The 20360-nt window shown below is 41.5% G+C and carries 6 protein-coding genes; 2 read left to right on the top strand and 4 right to left on the bottom strand.

Annotated elements, in window-relative coordinates:
- Positions 1-171 precede the first annotated feature (171 nt).
- From GOP56_RS05340 to fdhF, 3 genes are all read right to left on the bottom strand, one after another.
- Positions 172-1371, bottom strand: coding sequence for a dicarboxylate/amino acid:cation symporter (locus tag GOP56_RS05340; RefSeq protein WP_163246812.1), 1200 nt, complete (start codon positions 1369-1371; stop codon positions 172-174).
- Positions 1372-1843: 472 nt separating this feature from the next.
- A complete protein-coding gene (locus GOP56_RS05345; protein ID WP_022584754.1) occupies positions 1844-2338 on the bottom strand; it encodes a helical membrane plugin domain-containing protein in 495 nt (164 codons plus the stop codon).
- Complete coding sequence (gene fdhF / locus GOP56_RS05350; protein ID WP_174250703.1) at positions 2338-5283, bottom strand: formate dehydrogenase subunit alpha; 2946 nt, start codon at positions 5281-5283, stop codon at positions 2338-2340. Before fdhF ends, GOP56_RS05345 begins: the two co-directional genes overlap by 1 nt.
- A 414-nt stretch (positions 5284-5697) precedes the next feature.
- Between fdhF and GOP56_RS05355 the strand changes: the two genes are divergently transcribed.
- Both GOP56_RS05355 and GOP56_RS05360 read left to right on the top strand, forming a co-directional pair.
- Entirely contained in the window at positions 5698-6090 is a 393-nt protein-coding gene (locus GOP56_RS05355; protein ID WP_003336318.1) for a hypothetical protein, read from the top strand.
- A gap of 30 nt (positions 6091-6120) precedes the next feature.
- A complete protein-coding gene (locus GOP56_RS05360; RefSeq protein ID WP_163244798.1) occupies positions 6121-7572 on the top strand; it encodes an MFS transporter in 1452 nt (483 codons plus the stop codon).
- Between the two features lie 150 nt (positions 7573-7722).
- Here GOP56_RS05360 and GOP56_RS05365 read toward each other — a convergent pair whose 3' ends face one another.
- The gene (locus GOP56_RS05365) at positions 7723-20328 is read right to left on the bottom strand and encodes a non-ribosomal peptide synthetase (protein ID WP_163244800.1); all 12606 of its coding nucleotides are present in this window, start codon (positions 20326-20328) and stop codon (positions 7723-7725) included.
- Positions 20329-20360 lie beyond the last annotated feature (32 nt).

The raw sequence follows: 20360 nt of genomic DNA on the forward strand, positions 1-20360 counted from the left end.
TCCCTGATTGCTTTCCCTATGAAGTATAAATTGAATTACCTTTTATGAAAAGAAAACATCTAGCAAACTTTTATGTATCAATTCATTTTTTCTAGTCTTCCCAATAAGAGTTTGAGCAATTTTCAAAGCAAAAAGGACTCTACCTAAATAAAGGATAGAGTCCTTAGATTTTTATGCGATGGGTTCCATCTGTTCTACTGGCTGATGTGCCTTTCCATTACCTTTAATACGATCCACGATAATTGCAATGGCTCCATCTCCTGTTACGTTACAGGCTGTCCCAAAACTATCTTGTGCAATATAAAGGGCAATCATTAATGATGTCAGTGATGGACTAAATCCAAGCATTAATTGCAATAAACCAATTGCTGACATTACGGCTCCACCTGGTACTCCTGGGGCGGCCACCATGGTAATGCCCAGCATGAGGATAAATGGAAACATAATCCCAAAAGTAGTAGGCATACCATTCAGCATCATTACAGCCATGGAACAGCTAACCAGCGTAATCGTACTTCCGGATAGATGAATTGTTGCACATAGGGGAACTACAAAATCTGCAATCTGATCGCTTACTCTATTTTTCTTCACTTGACGTAAGGTTACAGGTATTGTAGCTGCTGAAGATTGTGTTCCAATCGCTGTCATATAGACAGGAAGCATATTCTTCATTAAAGAAATATAGCTTTTACGTCCCAATTGTCCAGCAATAAAATACTGCACGAAAAGATACAAAATATGCAAAGCAATAATAATGATAAAAACTTTAAAGAATACAGATATAATCAGTTGTACTTGTCCAGCATATGTGAGATTGGTAAACACACACATGATATGCACAGGCAATAAAGGTACGATTACAGATGAGATTACTTTTTCAACAATTGTTCTGAGATCAACCAATACGTTTTGGAGAGAATCTCCCTTGAGGGAAGCAGCCCCCAATCCCAAGGTAAAAGCAAGAACAAGCGCGCTCATAACGCCCATGATTGGCGGGATTTCAATCGTAAAATAAGCCTTAGTTAACGCTTCCTCTGGATTTTTGAAAGCACTGGTTAACGTCCCAACTTCTAAAATATGCGGGAAAAAGTTGGTGCTTACGAAATAGGCGGCCAAGCCTGCTACAATCGTAGAACCATATGCGATTGCTGTCGTTAATCCTAAAAGCTTTCCAGCACCCTTTCCAAGCTCCCCAATACCAGGAGCAATAAATCCGATAATAATTAATGGAATAATAAAGGTAAGAAAATTACTAAAAATACCGCTAAATGTTGCAAATCCTTTGATGATCCATTCAGGCGAGGTAGAGCCAATAATTACCCCTAAAATGATACCTAGAATGATTTTGGGTAAAAGACCTAATTTCTTCATCATTTCACTTCCTTATGTTTCTTGGTGTTGAATTGTACACGTCAGGCGCACACTATTCCGCCAGGTATGGATTACTGCTAACGTACCACAGCAGCTTAGTTTTGTCATCCGCAATTTTTATAATGTAACTCTTGTGAATTTTCTGTCGTTTGTCAAAAAACCTTGTTAATAAGCCTTTTTTAACCGTAACACAAAAACACTTACACATTCTTCATACAAAAAAGATGGCTTTTTTAATAAAAATAAATTTTTGTAAAGGCTTTCATCAGCTTATGGAACGTATGTTTGTTTTTCTCAGGTGGATATTTGTCAATTTTAGAAGAATCACTGAACTACCGTTTTTCTGTTCTACTCTTGATAATTGCAGGCAAACTCCCTTTTTCTTCCTTTCCTATTTCCCATTGGGCTGATAGTAAAAAAAGGCGGTTGGATTCCGCCTCTTTTACTTTTCCTTCCTATTACTTCCCTATCTTTATTTCTGTTTCTCTTGCTCTCTGAGATTTTCTCCTATTCCCTTTAGCATATGTATGCCAAAAGAAATCGCACGATTGATATCAGGGTCTTGTAGTGCTTTGAATAGATCAAACATACCCATTTTATTCTCTTTAGCACTGGCTTCTTCTGCTTTTTGCAGACCATGTGTAAGACTTGAGACCAACTTTTTGGTCATCTCTGGCTCTATTTGGCCTAACGCTTCTGTTAATGCCATGACGTTATTAATGGATTTCGTTACATTTGGCTTTACCAACTGCTTAACAGCAATGCCAGCCATCTTTTCCTTGCTTTGAACCATAGATTGCACAGTTTCTAGGACACCCGCTTGGTGTAGCTCATCCAACAGTTTCACGGATTGACGAATACTTTGTGCATGCATGGCGATCTCTTCTTTTAATTGAGTAAGATGTAGCTGCTGGTGCTCCTCATTTGTGATGGTTGGTTTCGCTATTTTTGTAATGGGTCTGGCCATTATTGCTTCCCTCCTGCTACATTCACATCGGCGATAGGCTCATAATCAGCCCGTGCCCACTTGCGGTCTACCTGAACACCTAGCTGTGGGTTTCGTTTGGCATTACGTGGATTATTTTTTGGCAATGGATTTTGGCCGCTATGTTCAAGTACTTCCAAACGTACCTTGGTTTGCTTATAAGCTGGTGTTTGCGTACGAATATCGCCTACATTGCCTGTTAGGATATTAATAGCATTGTCGCTGCTGACGGAATTCATCGGGACATACAGTTCTTTTCCTTGTACACGATTCGTTACAACTGCTCGTAATTTGATAGCTCCATATGGTGATACTAGACGCACTAAGGAGCCGTCCTTGACCCCGCGTTCACAAGCAAGCTCAGGTGACACCTCCACAAATACTTCTGGTACTTTATATTGAATACCTTTTGACTTATTTGTCATGTTCCCTTCATGGAAATGCTCTAATAAACGCCCGTTATTAACCACTAGATCAAATTCCGCTGAATAAGAAATAGGTGGCACATATTCTACTAAGGACAGGCGTGCCTTACCATCAGGAAAATTAAATCGATTGATATAGAGTAACGGTTCATCTGTTCCATCAGGCAATACAGGCCAGATTAGACTGTTCCAATTTGCCAACCTTTCATAGCTAACCCCTGAGAAAAGCGGACTTAAGCTGGCAATTTCGTCCATAATATCACCGGGGTGAGTATATCTCCAATTAGCGCCAAGGTGGTTTGCAAGCTGTGTAATGATCCACCAATCTGGTTTGGATTCCTCCCATGTAGGCAATGCTTGATAGAGCCGTTGAATCCTTCTTTCGGTATTGGTGAATGTACCGTCCTTTTCTAAAGAAGGTGCTGCTGGCAAAATGACATCTGCAAATTGTGCCGTCCGTGTAAAGAAAATATCCTGTACGACAAAGAAATCAAGCTTACTTAAGGTCTCTTGTACATGATTCGAATTGGAATCAACCCAAGCCATATCCTCCCCAACCAGATACATTGCTTTTAATGTACCTGCTTCTACTGCCTCTAACATCTGAATGTTCGTATATCCCGGCTTATTAGAAATTTTGACATCATACGCCTTTTCAAATTTTTGACGCGCCTCATCATCAGAGATGGACTGATAACCCGGTAGCCAATTTGGCAATGAGCCCATATCACAAGCTCCTTGAACGTTATTATGTCCGCGCAGTGGATACGCACCTGCACCATGCCGGCCAAAATTTCCTGTGACTAATAAAAGATTGGCAATTGCTGCGGATGTATGAGAACCTCCTACGTTTTGGGTAACTCCCATACCCCACAGTACGCATGTACCATCTGCCTCACAAATCATTTTTGCTGTTTCTTTTAGTTGCTCTTGAGAAATTCCCGTCACTTTTTCAGCATATTCGAGTGTATAGTTTTGGATGGCTTCCTTATACTCTTCTAGGTAATTGACGCGTTTTGCTAAGAAGTCAACATCATGCCAGCCCTGATCAATGATATATTTGGCTACCGCTGTTAACCAGACAAAATCTGTCCCTTGATTCGGATGTAAATACAAATCCGAACGTTCTGCCATTTCATGCTTGCGCAAATCTGAAACAATTAGTTTTTGACCATGTAATTTCTTTGCACGCTTCACCCGCGTCGCCAAAACCGGATGACCTTCTGTTGGATTCGCTCCAACGATAATGACTAACCCGGCAGCAGCAATATCACTAATTACACCTGAATCACCGCCATAACCAACAGTTGACAATAACCCGTCTGTAGCTGGAGATTGGCAATAACGTGAACAGTTGTCTACATTATTTGTTTCAAAGACCTGTCGGGCCAATTTCTGTACCAAATAAGCTTCCTCATTGGTTGTTTTTGATGAGCTAACGAAACCGAAAGCGTCTCCTCCATACTTTTGCTTCATCTCTTTCCACTTAGACGCAATCAATGTAAGCGCTTCCTCCCAGGTAGCTGGAACAAACTCATCTCCCCGTCGAATTAATGGTGTTGACAGCCGTTCATTGCTGTTGACGAAATCCCAACCGAACTTGCCTTTAATACAGGTCGAAATGCTATTGACTGGTGCTTCCTCAGATGGCTCAATTTTTAAAATTTGGCGTCCTTTCGTCCAAACCTCAAAGCTACAGCCTACCCCGCAAAATGTACATACCGTTTTCGTTTTTTTAGTTCGAGTTTCACGCATGGCTGCTTCTGCTTCAGAGATGGCCAATATTCCACTGTAACCAGGCTCTACTTCCTTGACCAATTCAATCATGGGATCAAGCAATTCCTTCCCCATCTTTGTCATGAAACCAGCTTCACCTAGCATAGTTTTTTCCATTAAAGCATTACATGGGCATACAGTGACGCAATGCCCACAGGAGACACAGGAGGATTCATTAATGGGTTTATCCTGATCCCAGATAACCCGCGGCATTTCTCGTTCCCAATCAATGGTTAGTGTCTCGTTGACTTGTAAATCCTGACATGCTTCTACACAACGCCCGCACAAGATACATTGATTCGGATCATATCGGTAGAAAGGATGAGACATATCTACCTCATAGCCCTTCTCTCTAAACGGTCGCTCCTGATGCTCCACTTCCATCAGATCTACAGTATTATGTACACGACAATTGCCATTATTATTATCACACACCGTACAGTACAGCATATGGTTTTCGAGGACACGATCCATCGCTTGTTTTTGCGCTTCCTTTGCCGGTGAAGATGCCGTCTGGATACTCATTCCTTCCTCCACAACAGTAGAGCAAGCTCGCATCAGTTGACCGTTAATTTCGCAGGTACAAGTATCGCATGTTTGAATTGGGCCTAAAATAGGTGAATAGCAAATATGAGGATGCTTGATGTCTTGCTCAAGCAGATAATCAAGAATTCTAGTTCCTTCTTTTGCTTGGTGTAACGTATCATTGATGGTAAATGAAATCATTTTGTTCAAGGGTTATTTCCTCCGTTTCCTTCTCCATCTGCTTCAAAAAATAAAAATAACCCACCACAAAACAACCAGCGCAAACGTAAAACGTTGCCCAAGCTGTTTTATGGTGGGTTAATACTTAGCAGTGGTATATACCAGTTATCAATCCCTCCATACTCTGTACGCGTATGCGTAAAAGCACAGGATGAATAGTATGACTGTAATCAGCCAGACTTAGACATCAATGAACTTCTTTTTTAATGATAACCAAACTTTCAGAAATTGCAAGAGAAGAGCCCGTTTTTTTCAATTTTATGCTAATTCAACAACAAAAAAATAAACTTTTACATTTTTTGAAAAATAAATATATTGCCTAATTTTGGAAATGAGTTTATATTTTTTGTAGAACAAAAAAGGGTGGAATTATTTATGGATAATCGATACAGCTCTTTTCAAGAATTCGCTCAAGCATTTGAGAAAAAATGGGTAACCATAGCAATAGAACATGGATTAGTGAATGAGCCAATGGATATATATTTAGCTAAAGTCCGCAAAAAAGCACTTTTTGTCTGGAAGAAAAATAAAGGGGATGAATGGATAGAAAGACAGGGATATACCATTGTTGACAGAAACCTCGACAAGGAAGGAATTTTCGATAAAAAACTAGGGCGTGGTCGTCCACGAAAGCATGAGGATGATCGGCTACATCATGCCATCCATGTCAGACTAGACGAGGAAACATATCAAAAATTACTATCGCTGTGTCAAAAAAATAACCTTGACCTCTCTGAGACTATTCGTATGCTCATAAAAAAAGGGTAAACCGTTTCGCTATGTAAAGGAGGAATTAAGATGAGTCAGGAAGGTCAATTGCCTACTATCAGGACTACACTTCGCTGGTGGATACTTGCTAATGTGTCTTTGGGAATCTTTATGTCAACATTGGATGGCAGCATCACGAATGTAGCTCTCCCTAGTATTTCGGGTACATTAGACGTCCCCCTGCATATTGTACAATGGGTTGTAACAGCTTATTTATTAGCGATCGCTTCCCTTTTACCCATTATTGGAAAATTATCGGATCTTTTTGGACGTGGGAACTTATATAATCTGGGATTTTTAATTTTTTTGATTGGATCTGCTTTATGCGGTTTATCAAAATCCATTTGGATGTTAATTGGCATGCGTGTCCTACAAGCTGCTGGCGCCGCACTGCTGATGGCTAATAGTCAAGCGATCATAGCTGCCACTTTTCCTAAAGAAGAACGTGGTCGGGCCCTCGGAATAACCGGTATGGTGGTATCACTTGGTTCATTATCCGGTCCAGCCATCGGTGGCATTCTAGTTGATTCGTTTGGCTGGGAATCTATTTTTTGGATTAATGTACCCATCGGTTTAATCGGATTTATCGCAGCATTACGTATCATGCCAAAACAGCACCAAAAACGTGTGGGAGAGCCTTTCGACTATCTTGGTTCTATTATGTATATGACAAGTATGATTACCTTCCTATATACCATTTCTAATGCTGAGGAACATGGATGGACAACGGGAATTACATTAGGTGGTCTTCTCTTTTCATTCATCATCTTTGTCATGTTTTATCGACGTGAAACTCGAATCTCACATCCTATGCTTGACTTCTCACTATTTAAGATAAGGACCTTCCGTTCAGGAAGCTTTGCGACTCTCCTGTCTTTTCTCTCTCTTTTTTGCATAACCATTCTCATGCCGTTTTATATGCAATTGGTGCTAGAATATCCCCCAAATATCGTGGGTTATGTGATGATGGCAAATGCTGTGATGATGGCGATCGTTGCTCCGTTCTCTGGTTGGCTGTCTGATAAAATTGGCTACTACTATTTAACGATCTCAGGCTTGGTGATTAATGCAATATCCTTTGTTCTGCTAACAAAGCTTACAACAAATGAACCGGCATGGCTTGTCGCAACACATATGGGCATATTTGGAATTGGCACTGGTCTTTTTTTATCTCCAAACAATGCAAGTATTCTCGGATCAGTTCCGCCCACACTATTAGGAGCAGCAGGCGGCCTAAATGCATTAGTCCGCAATATTGGGATGGTATTAGGGACGACATTTGCTATCTCACTATTCTCTTTTCAATTGAATAGATTAACAGAAGATCAATCTGAATCTAGTAGCACTGATATCCTAAATGTGGAAGCTTACATGACTGCTCTTCATACTGTCTTTTGGGTAGCAGCCGTGATTTGCCTTTTTGCTGCCGTACTTTCTTCTATGCGTGATAAGCCTCAACGACAGAAAAGGAAAGTGGCGTAGCTGTTCTCTCAGTAAAGTTGGGTCACCATATGTTGCAAAAAAATACGGGCATGACGCTCACGAATTCCGATTCGCGACGTCATGCCCGTAGCTTTTATGATTCTAGCCTATGGTTTTATTTGCGACAAAAAGATTCTTTTACCGCGGCCTTTAACGAAAATCATTTGTTGCATGGGTAGAGACAGCATACATTTCATCGATGATTTTCTGTAAGATCATGCGGACTATGCTTGCATTCCCCTCAATCATTTCAGGATCAAGCAACTCTTCATGGGTTCCCACCGCTTGATATTGCATATGATTTCCATGAGTTGCCTGTTTCCATGACCAAAAAGATTCTACTGTCGAGCCCACTTTCTGAGAATCGGATGCTAGTAATTCATGGATATTGGCTTGAACCATCCCCTCATTAACAAGCTGATTCCGATATCTAGCGTACGAATAGATTCTATTTGTATAGGAAGGCGTCACAAGATGCTTGTACTGTTCAGGTGTATCTTCTAAGAGAGTAGCGATTTCCTGTAAGGCGTCCTCTTTTGAAGATACAGAATCCCCACTTCTGATAATGGAATCTAGCAAGATAATATCTTTTACTTCGTAGCCTCTTGATTCCATTGCTTTTGCCACTTCAAATGCCAAATTACCACCTATTGAATAACCTAGGAACACGTACGGTTGATTTCCCTGTACATCAGTGAGGAGTTTGACATATTGCTCCATTAATTCCTCGTCATTTGTATATTCCTCAATAAAATCCATACCATACAATACGCACTGGTGTTCAAGTAATTTTGCCATTTCGATGTATGCCATGCCATACCCAATTGCTGGCGGGAAGCAGAACACATGTAAGCGTCCATGCTCGTTTAATTTTGTGATTGATTTACTATTATTTTTTGTAAACATAGATCGTACTATTTCTTCGGCCATCGCTCCTACAGTTGGCATCTCGAACACTACACGTATAGCGATCTCGACCCGAATATCTGTGTAGATTTTCCTGATTAATTCAAGTACATGTAAAGAATGCCCACCCAATTCAAAGAAGTTGTCATTCTTACCAATTTTAGAAACACCCAATACCTCCTGCCAAATAGTAGCCAATTGTACCTCCGTTGGTGTCTGTGGAGCGATGTACTCCACTCCTAGATGAATATGACCTTCTGGAGTCGGGAGTGCATTTCGATTCATTTTGCCGTTTGGAGTCAATGGCATCTGTTCAAGCTGGATAAAAAATGATGGAATCATATAAGTAGGTAAATCTTGTGACAGCGAATTTCTGATTTCACCTACTGTAAGCTGTTGATTTGCCACAAAATAAGCACACAACTGCTTCTGTCCCGCTTGCTCCTCTCTTGCAATAACTACCGCTTCCTGAACAGAAGGAATTTGTAGGAGTAGGGCTTCAATTTCACCCAGCTCAATGCGATAACCTCGAATTTTTACCTGGTGATCCATTCGTCCCAGATACTCAATGGTTCCATCAGGGAGCCATTTTGCTAAATCTCCTGTGCGATACATTTTTTCCCCGGTTATAAATGGATTCTCTACGAATTTTTCTGTTGTTAGCTCAGGACGATTCCAGTAGCCTTTTGCCAATCCTTCTCCTGCAATGCACAGTTCACCTGCTATCCCGATCGGTTGGAGGTGGTTTTCAGCGCTTAAAATATAGAAGGAAGTGTTTACAAGCGGTTTACCAATTGTTATCGGTTCTCCGTCTATCAGTTCTCCCACCGATGACCACACCGTTGTTTCAGTTGGGCCGTACATATTAAACAGGCGTGCCTGGGTGGTCTCTTGCAGGGCTTTGATCAGGGAAGCGGGAAGTGCTTCTCCACCGAGCATAATTTCTTGTAATCCCTGTAGGCTGTGAATGTGCTCCGAGGATAACAGCATTTGCATCCGAGAAGGCGTCATTTGGATCATGTCCACCTGCTGTTTTTCAATCACATCACACAATGCTCTCGGGTCAGTTTGCTGAAGGCTACTTGCTAAAATTACCCTTACACCTTTACACAGCGGCAGTAGAGTCTCTAACACAAAAATATCAAATGAGATCGTCGTCACGGAAAGAAGTGCTTTTCCTTGGGTAAAGTCGATCTGGTCGGTTATGCCTTGTAATAGGTTAACGACTGCACGCTGTAAAATCATGACGCCTTTTGGCTTACCTGTTGAGCCTGATGTATAAATAACATAGGCTAAATCAGTAGGTCCACTAATAGGTTCAAGGTTAGATTGCTCATGCTGATCATCCGCAGACTCTTCATCCATAAGGATCAAGCTTCCTGCAAAAGCTATCCGCTCCTGTAAATGACTCTGTGTCACTACCCAATTCGCTTTCGAATCTTCCAGCATGTAGTGAATCCGTTCGTCCGGATAATCTGGGTCAATTGGAACATAGGCGGCTCCAGCTTTCAAAATCCCTATTAACCCAATCATCATGTCTAAGGAACGGTCCACCATAATTCCAACTAACTGATTGGCTCCCACACCTTCGGATCGCAGGATTCGAGCCAGTTGATTTGCCCGCTCGTTTAATTCCCGGTAGGTGAGCTGTTCATTTTCGTAAACGACAGCTATCTGCTCAGGGGTCCGTTCCACTTGACTCTCAAACAATTGATAAATGGTTTTCTCTCTTGGATAATCTCCTGCTGTATCATTAAAGGTGTGCAATAGCAACTCTTTCTCTTGCGTAGTAGCAATCTCAATGGTAGACAGCTTTGCAGTTGGATCATCCACTATGCTGTCAATGACCTGTAGGAACTGCTCTGACATTCGCTTGATAGTGTCACGCTTAAACAATGAGGTAGCAAACTCGAAAGTACACACAATGTTTTTATCATCTTCATTGGCGTATAAGCTTAGATCAAATTTAGAGACATTATGCTCTCCTTCAAATGGTCTGAGCTGTAAACCTTCGATGGTCTGATTACCTTGCTCCACGTTTTGTAAGGCAAACATTGTATCAAACAGCGGATTGCGACTAAAATCGCGAGCTACCTGTAATTTTTCTACTAGCTCTTCAAACGGATATTCCTGATTTTCATAGGCTTGTAGTGCATGCTCTTTAACTTCTTTGACATATTCGTAGAATGTTTTTGTTGCCATTGGCTGAGTACGAATCGCTAGTGTATTAATAAATATACCAATCAGGCTTTCAAGATCTGCATGCGGTCTTCCCGCTATTGGAGTTCCTACAATAATATCCTCTTGTCCACTGCTTTTGCCCAACAAGGTGGTATATGCAGCCATTAAGACCATAAACAAGGTAGAACCTGTTTGTGCAGCAATTTGTCGGAGTCCTTCACTTCTTCGTTGATCGATGACAAATTCAAAGATATCCCCCTGATAGCTTTGCAAAGCAGGTCTTGGATAGTCCGTTGGCAAATTCAGAACCGGAATTTCATTTCCATGAATGGTCAGCCAGTATGCTTCTTGATTTCGGATGCGTTCGCTTTGCACTTCTTCCTGTTGCCATACGGCGTAATCCTTATATTGAATTCGGAGCGGTTCTAGTTCCTCGCCTGTGTATAACTGAACCAAATCTTGAAGCAAAATACTTAATGAAGCCGCATCAGAAATGATGTGATGCGTATCAAACATTAAAACATGTCGATCCGTTTCAAGTTCAATCAAGCCTACCCGTAAAAGTGGAGCTTTTGCAAGATCAAACTCACGCACAAATGCTTGAACGATGCTAGCTATCTCTTCCTCTTTTGCCAGCGTGTATTCAATCTCAAATGTCACATCACGATAAATCTGTTGGACTGGTTCCCCATTTATCATCGTAAAGCCTGTTCGTAAGGTCTCATGACGATTGATTACCTTCTGAAATGCATCTTCAAGAGTTTTCCGATGAAGCTGTCCCTCTACCACTAGGACGGTTGGCATGTTATAACTGAGCCCTCCACCCTCAATCTGATTTAAAATATATAATCGTTTTTGAGCAGAGGATACCGGATAAAACTCTCTGTCGAAAATGACAGGAATTGAGAAATGCGCCACGTGATCAATCTCAGATACTCGTTTGGCCATCTGTTCGATCGTAGGATATGCAAAGACATCTCGCAGAGGAAGATTCACTCCCATTTCTTTATGCATCTTGGCAACGAGAGTCGTAGCTCGCAAGGAATGTCCACCACTATCGAAGAAGTTATCTCTCACCCCGATATCAGTAATTCCTAGAACCTCCTGCCAAATACCAGCGATCTGCACTTCCCACTGTGTCTGTGGCGCTACGTATTCCACTCCCGTTTGCAGGTTCCCTTTTGGTACAGGTAATGCTTTACGATCAATCTTTCCATTTGGTGTTAAAGGCATTTGCTCCAACTGGACAAAGTAGGAAGGAATCATATAGCCAGGCAGCTTTTGCAGCAATGTGCTTCTTACATCGCTTACAAGTACTGGTTGATCCGCTACAATATATGCGCATAAATGCTGTAGCCCGGCATGGTCTTCCTGTGCGATTACCACTGCTTCTTCAACCTCTTTTATATTCCTTATCTGTTCTTCTATTTCTCCAAGTTCAATGCGATAGCCCCTCACCTTTACCTGATGATCGATTCGACCTAGATACTCAATGGTTCCATCAGGTAACCACTTCGCTAAATCACCCGTTTTATACATCTTACTTCCTGGTAGGAATGGATTTTCGATAAACTTGTCCATCGTTAGTTCGGGACGATTCCAGTATCCTCTTGCAAGTCCCAAACCAGCAATGCACAGCTCCCCAGCTACTCCTACTGGTTGAAGATGACCTTCCATACTCAAGATATAAAATTGTGTATTCGTTATTGGTTTGCCAATTGTAATAGGCTGGCCCGCTGTCACTGATCCAATTGATGACCATACGGTTGTTTCAGTCGGACCATACATATTAAACAAGCGTGCCGGTGTATGCTCATGTAGCGCATTGACTAAGGAAATCGGAAGCGCTTCGCCACCAAGCATAATTTCTTGGACATGCTGCAATTCTTTGAACGGCTCTGTACTATCTACTGAAGATAAAAGCATCTGCATGCGAGAAGGCGTCATTTGGATCATATCGATTTTTTGCTCAGAAATGACGTTTCGTAAGGCCTGTGAATCCGTCTGTTGAATTTCACTAGCTAATACTACTAGTATCCCTTTACTAAGCGAAAGGAGCGTTTCTAGTACGAAGATATCAAATGAAATGGTAGTAACAGAAAGAAGAGATTTTCCTTCTGCAAAGTCAATCCGATCCGTTATGCCATGTATCAGGTTGACAACCGCCTGATGAGTAATCATAACGCCCTTAGGCTTACCGGTCGATCCTGATGTGTAGATGACATAGGCTAAATCAAGCGGGCTGCTTCCTGGTACAAGATTAGATGCATCCTCCTGATAAGAAGCCTCTTCCTCTATTACGATACATTTTCCCTGATATCCATCGAAGCTAATCTGATCCTGCAAATGACTGTGTACAACTACGAACGTAACCCCCGCATCCTCTAGCATATAGCGAATGCGATCTTCTGGATATCCTGGATCAATTGGTACGTAAGCTCCACCAGCCTTCAGGATGCCTAACAGTCCAACTAACATGTCAAGAGAACGCTCCACCAAAATACCGACTAGTTGATTCGAGCTTATCCCTTCTGCTCGCAGTGTTCTAGCCAGTTGATTTGCTCGTTCATTTAACTCACGGTACGTCAGTTGTTCACCCTCATAAACGACTGCTGCTTGATCCGGTGTACGTTCGACCTGCATCTCAAATAATTGGTGAATGGTCTTGTCTGCTACCTCCTGCATTGCTGCATTGTTAAATGTTTCGAGAATCAACTTCTTCTCATCCGTTGTCAGCATCTCGATGGCTGACAGCTTCGCATGCGGTTCACTTACAAGTCCATCTACCAATTGGATAAAGTGCTTCGCCATACGCTCGATCGTTTCTCGTTTGAATAGTCTTGTCGCATATTCAAAGCTACACAGGACTGTATCTGCATCCTCCATCGCATGTAAGGTCAAATCAAACTTGGATATGGTTTGTTCATTTGCATATGATGAAATGCGTAAGCCCTCTAGCTCCTGCTCTTTCTTTTCTAGATTTTGCAGGACGAGCATTGTATCAAACAATGGATTACGACTCATATCCCGATTTACATCGAGCTTGTCTACCAACTCTTCGAATAAATAGTCTTGATTCTCATATGCCTTCAAGGAAGCTTCTTTGACTTCCCGTAGATATTCGTAGAATGTTTTTTCACCAGCTGGATAGTTACGTATCGCAAGCGTGTTTATAAATATACCAATCATATTTTCTAAATCTGGATGAGGTCTTCCTGCTATCGGAGTTCCAACAATAATATCCTCTTGTCCACTATATTTACTCAGTAGAGTCGTATAGACAGCCAATAACACCATATACAGCGTAGAACCGGTTTGGGCTGCGATTTGCCTTAATCCATCACTGCTTTTTTGGTCAAGCACAAATTCAAACGTACTTCCCTCAAAGCTTTTCATAGCTGGACGGGCATAATCGACTGGCAAGTTGAGTACAGGAATCTCTCCCTGGAAAACTTCAAGCCAATAGGCTTCTTGTCGCTTGATTGCCTCGCGGTGAACGCCTTCTCGTTGCCAGACTGCATAATCCCTATATTGAATACGAAGCGAAGATAACTCTCCCCCCGTATACAGGCTGATAAATTCTTGCATCAAAATCCCTGTGGAAACACCATCTGAAATTATATGGTGCATGTCTAACATTAGAACATGGCTGTCTTTTTCTATCTTAATAAGCCCAACACGGAGTAATGGAGCTTGCTCAAGGTTAAACGGACGGACAAAGCCTTGGATAATGGCTTCGAGCTCTTCTATACTGGCTTCAGCGTATTCTATAGAAAAATCTACATTTGGGTGTACTCGTTGCATCGTTTCTCCGTTTACCAGCTCAAAACTAGTTCGTAAGATTTCATGACGCGAAATCAGCTTCTGGAAGACTATTTCTAAACGTTCTTGATCGAGCTCTCCATCTATCCTTACCACGTTCGGCATATTATAACTAATTTCTCCACCAATTAATTGACTTAAAATATATAATCGCTTCTGGGCTGAAGAAACCGGATAGAATTCTCTCTCTTCAATAATGGGAATGGAAGTATAGGCAATTTTTTCTCTTCCTATTAATACTTCTGCCATTTGCTCAATAGTCGGATTTTGGAAAACATCCCGTAGCGGCAGGTTTTGATTTAATTCTTTATAAATTCTGGAAACCAAATGAGTAGCTCGCAAGGAATGACCACCAATATCAAAGAAATGATCCTTTACCCCGATCATGGAAAGACCGAGAACCTCTTGCCAAATCTGCACAAGCTTCGATTCCATCCATGTACGTGGCGGTACATATTCTGCTCCTGTTTGGATAGTGCCATCCTCTGGGGCAGGTAAAGACTTTCGATCGAGCTTTCCATTTGGTGTATGCGTGATTTTGTCTACCTGTATGAAATAAGACGGTACCATGTAACTAGGAAGCTGATGGGCCAGTCTGCTTCTTAGCTCACTAATCATCAATTGCTTTTCCGATACAATATATGCGCATAAGTGCTGTAGTCCAGCATGGTCTTCCCGAGCGATTACCACTGCTTCTTGGACCTCTTCCATGCTTACGATCCGTGCTTCTATTTCTCCTAGCTCAATCCGATATCCTCGGATTTTAACCTGATCATCTGTTCTTCCCGCATATTCCATATTTCCATCTGGCAACCATCGTGCAAGGTCCCCGGTTCGATACATTCTTTCCCCAGGCCTAAAGGGATTTTCTATAAATTTTTCCGCGGTTAGCTCGGGGCGATTTACATACCCTCTGGCAACCCCATCCCCTGCAATGTACATTTCTCCAATAGAGCCGATTGGCACTGGACGCAGCGCTTTATCTAATACATAAATCCTTACATTGTCCGCTGGTACACCAATTGGTACGGAGTCCTGAGAGATATGATTCGGATCAAATGTATAGAGCATGCAGCCTACTACTGTTTCGGTAGGTCCATATTCATTCATAATTTGGACATTCCCACCAAAATTTCGATGGATTTTGCTAGCCAGTTGCGTGTGCAGGTTTTCGCCGCCGACAATAAATCTTTTCATGTTACTGTTCGTGCCATCGTAGTCTTCTATTAATTTAAGATGGGTAGGAGTTAGCTTGATAATCCCAACCTTATTGTCTGCAAGGATGTCCAAAATGACCTGTACCTTGTCTTCTCCTCTATAAATATAGATCGTATTTCCAGAAATCAGAGGAGTATAAATGGACGTGACAGTCAAATCAAACGAAATGGACGAATAAAGCGGGAAATGAACGGTCTCATTTTGCACATACACCTTTTTAGCCCACCAAATATAATTGACAAGCCCCTGATGAGTGATCATAGCTCCCTTCGGATTTCCAGTTGAGCCTGAAGTATAAATGATATATGCTAGATCATTCATGTTATTTACGTGTTCAAGATTAGTGGTATTTCCCTGATAGATCTCTTGATTGTCTAGGTAAAGAATCTTTTTGTTATAAGTAAGTTTTTCAGAGAATTTTTGCTGCGTGAGCAAAATAGTTGTTTGACTATCCTCTAGCAAGTACTGAATTCGATCTTCTGGGTAGTCTGGATCAATCGGTACATAAGCCCCCCCAGCCTTTAAGATACCGAGCAATCCAACCATCATATCCAATGAATGCTCCATCAAAATACCGACTAGCTGATCTGAGCCTATTCCTTCTGCTCGCAGTGTTCGTGCTACTTGATTCGCTCGCTCATTTAACTCACGATATGTCAGATGTTCACCTTCATAAACAACAGCTACCTGATCTGGTGTGCGTTCGACCTGCATCTCGAATAATTGGTGGATGGTTTGCTCCCCTACACCCTCTACTGTCGTATTGTTAAACGTTTCGAGAATCAACATCTTCTCATCTGTTGTCAACATCTCGATGGTCGACAGCTTCGCATGCGGATCGCTTACAAGTCCATCTATCAATTGGATAAAGTGCTTTGCCATACGCTCGATGGTTTCTCGTTTGAATAGTGTTGTCGCATATTCAAAACTACATAGAAGCGTATCCGCATCCTCCATCGCATGTAGAGTTAAATCGAACTTGGAAATCGTATGCTCACTTACATATGGTGTGATGCGTAGCTGCTCTAAGTCCTGCTCCTGATTTTCTAAATTTTGCAGGACAAGCATCGTATCAAACAATGGGTTACGACTCATATCCCGGTTTACATCTAGCTTATCTACCAGCTCTTCGAATAAATAATCTTGATTCTCATATGCCTTCAAGGAAGCTTCTTTCACTTCCTGTAGGTATTCATAGAATGTTTTTTCACCCACAGGATAGTTGCGGATTGCGAGAGTGTTTACAAACATACCAATCATGCTTTCCAAATCAGCATGGGGTCTTCCCGCAATCGGTGTTCCAACAATAATATCCTCTTGTCCACTATATTTACTCAGCAGGGTTGTATAGACCGCCAATAGCACCATGTACAACGTAGAACCGGTCTGGGCTGCAAGCTGCTTTAGGTCCTCACTTGTGTGTTTGCCAATTCTAAATTCCAACAGACCTCCGTCAAAGCTTCTAATAGCAGGCCGTGTGAAATCAGTAGGCATTTGAAGGACAGGCAGTTCTTTTGAAAATACTTGTAGCCAATAATTTTCTTGTTGCTGATACCACTCACTTTTCATCTGCTGCTGTTGCCAAGAAGCGTAGTCCTTGTACTGGATTCGTTGTGTAGGCAATTCCTCTCCCTGATACAAGCTGGCAAACTCTTGAATAAGAACATTCATAGAGGTTCCATCAGAGATGATATGGTGCATGTCAAACAATAAGACATGGCGATCATAGGCTAACTGGATGAGTCCTACACGCAACAATGGGGCGCTTTGCAAATCAAACATTCTTGTAAAATCACGAATAATTCCTTCCGCCTCTTCTTCATTGGCAACCTGTACATATTCCAAGGCGAAAGGAACTTCTTTATGTACGCGTTGAATTGGTTCACCGCCTACTAGCTCAAAGCTGGTTCGTAAAATTTCATGACGCGCAATGAGTTGCTGAAACGTTTTTTCTATACGTTCTCGATCGATCTCTCCATCCAGCAACATAGCATTCGGCATATTATAGCTGATTTCCCCACCTGCTAGCTGACTTAGGATATAGAGTCGTTTCTGAGCGGATGAGACGGGGTAATAAGGTTGTTCCTCAATATTGGGTATAACTGAATAAGCCGTTTGCTCGATATTCTCAATGAGCTGAGCCAGTTGTTCGATCGTCGGATGTGAAAACACATCTCTTAGCTGAATATTCTTTTGTAGCTCCTTCTGAATCGTAGATACCAGAGCTGTTGCTCGTAAGGAATGTCCGCCTCTTTCAAAAAAGTTGTCTTTTATTCCAACCTTAGATAGCCCTAAAATCCCCTTCCAAATTTCCGCTAATTTTTCTTCCAGCAAGGTGCCGGGGGCTACATATTCTTCAATTGGCATTGTCTCCTCAACAGATGGGAGCATTTTTTTATCAATCTTTCCGTTCGGAGTAAGCGGCATTTGGTCAAGGGGTATGCAATAATCAGGAACCATATATTCAGGTAATTTATCGGACAGATTTTTGAGTAATTCTCCTGGTTGAATAGACTCTTTTCCCACGTAATAGGCGGCTAAATATTTATTTCCTTCCTTTATTCCATCCACCACAATGGCTTCGTTGACCTCTGGGAATGCTAAAAGAGCATTTTCAATTTCTCCTAGCTCAATACGGAATCCTCTGATTTTTACCTGCTTATCTATCCGATCTAAAAAATCAATATTTCCATCTGGCAGCATCTTGACTAAATCGCCTGTACGATACATGGGTGTACCTGGCACAAACGGATTATCAACAAATTTTTCTACATTTAACTCTTCTCTATTGAGATATCCATTCGATAAGCCCTCTCCTGCGATGCACAATTCACCCGGAACCCCAATCGGTCTGAGATGATTGAATTGATCCACTACGTACACCAGTGTATTGGCTAGAGGTTTCCCAATCGGAACTGTTGCAACATCTTCATCAAAAGAAGTATTAATGGGATAGAAGGTGGTAAATACCGTACTCTCGGTAGGACCATAGACATGAATGAGTCGTTCTGGCCCTAAATAATGGAATGCCTTGCGAATATGAGTAACAGATGCACGCTCTCCCCCAAATAAAACCTTGCGGACATTTGTAAAGCATGTCAGCTGATTGTCAACAAGCGTATTGAAGAAGGCAGTAGGTATAAAGAAGATCGTTACATTCTGTTGCTCGATTACGCTACTAAGCTTAGTAAGGTCAAGCATATCTGTTTTTTTCATGAGGATCAGCCTTGCCCCATTTAACAAAGCGCCGTAGATGTCAAAAATAGAACCGTCAAATACATAATTAGAAAGCTGTAATAAGGTATCGTCTTCTTTTATTTCGATGTAATTGGTTTTGAGTACCACTCTTGTAGCACTGAAGTGTCTGATTTGCGTGCCTTTAGGTGTTCCAGTCGATCCAGAAGTATATATGACATAAGCCACATCAGTTGCTTCTGCTACTGGCTCTACGTTTGAACTGTCTTCACTGTAAGCCTCTGAATCATCTAGGAGTACGCACGTTCCCGCGAAATCTGCTCGATGCCGTATGTGACTTTGTGTAACAAATACTTTTGCTCCAGAATCCTCCAGCATATAACGAATCCGATCATTCGGATATTCTGGATCAATCGGTACATAGGCTCCCCCCGCTTTTAAAATCGCGAAAATTCCGATGATCATTTCTAAGGAGCGTTCAACCATGAGTCCGACTAATTGCCCTTTAGTGACTCCTTGGTTTCGTAGCGTTCTTGCTAGTTGATTAGCCTTTTCATTTAACTCTTGATAAGTTAGTTGCTCACCATGTAATACAACCGCTACTTGATTTGGTGTACGCTCTACCTGTTCCTCAAACAACTGTTGAATGGTTTTCTCTCGGGGATAGGCGGTAGCCGTGTTATTAAACGTACGCAGAAGCTGTTCCTGCTCTTTTTCTGATAACAGTTCAACCTGTTCTAGTGAAAGGTCTAGATCAAATAAGACAATGGATAAAATGTGAGATAAGTGCCTGCTGACTTGGTTAATCAGCTCTTGATCATAACGATTTTCGTTATAAATGGTGTTTAATTGAAGAGAGCCATTTTCCAGACCAAATTGAAAATGGATGTCATAAACAGCATGTTCCTCGAAATCTAGTGTATGGAGCTCCTTTAACGACACGATCGTATTAATGATCGAGACTCGATTCGAATCGTAATGTACATTCAGAGTATCAATAAAATTCCAAAAAGGCAGACTCTGATGTTTCATTGCTTCACTAATGGAGGATTTGATTTGGTTTAATAAGGATTTAAAAGTATTCTTGCTATGTACTTCATTTTTTAAAATGATGAGCTGATTTGAAAGGGGTTGCGCATCAGGTGAAGTACGAAATCCCGGGACACCCACAATGATGGTTTCTTGGCTCGTATATTTGGACAACAAGCTTTCTAACCCTGCTAATAAAATCATAAAGATAGCGATATGTGACCCGCCTGCAATGGAACTGATTCTTTCGAAAATCTGAGGCGGCAATGTACTGGAAATGCTTTGGTAGCTGTCGGTATTTCTATGAATAGAGGAAGTTCTGTTATACGGGAGAATTACGATTTGATCATCGGCATCAAACTTGCTGCTCCAAAAAGCTTTTTCTTTTTCAAATAGAGCTTTCAATTACATCACTCCAAGTTTTTAGTCACATTTGA

Origin of the sequence: Brevibacillus sp. 7WMA2, from assembly GCF_010748895.1 — a bacterium.
GTDB classification, from domain to species: Bacteria; Bacillota; Bacilli; order Brevibacillales; family Brevibacillaceae; genus Brevibacillus_B; species Brevibacillus_B halotolerans.

What these genes read in the sequence shown, in the direction of transcription:
- GOP56_RS05340 (WP_163246812.1), bottom strand. Translation starts at nt 1,371, where the DNA reads ATGAAGAAATTAGGTCTTTTACCCAAAATCATTCTAGGTATCATTTTA.
- GOP56_RS05345 (WP_022584754.1), bottom strand. Translation starts at nt 2,338, where the DNA reads ATGGCCAGACCCATTACAAAAATAGCGAAACCAACCATCACAAATGAG.
- fdhF (WP_174250703.1), bottom strand. Translation starts at nt 5,283, where the DNA reads ATGATTTCATTTACCATCAATGATACGTTACACCAAGCAAAAGAAGGA.
- GOP56_RS05355 (WP_003336318.1), top strand. Translation starts at nt 5,698, where the DNA reads ATGGATAATCGATACAGCTCTTTTCAAGAATTCGCTCAAGCATTTGAG.
- GOP56_RS05360 (WP_163244798.1), top strand. Translation starts at nt 6,121, where the DNA reads ATGAGTCAGGAAGGTCAATTGCCTACTATCAGGACTACACTTCGCTGG.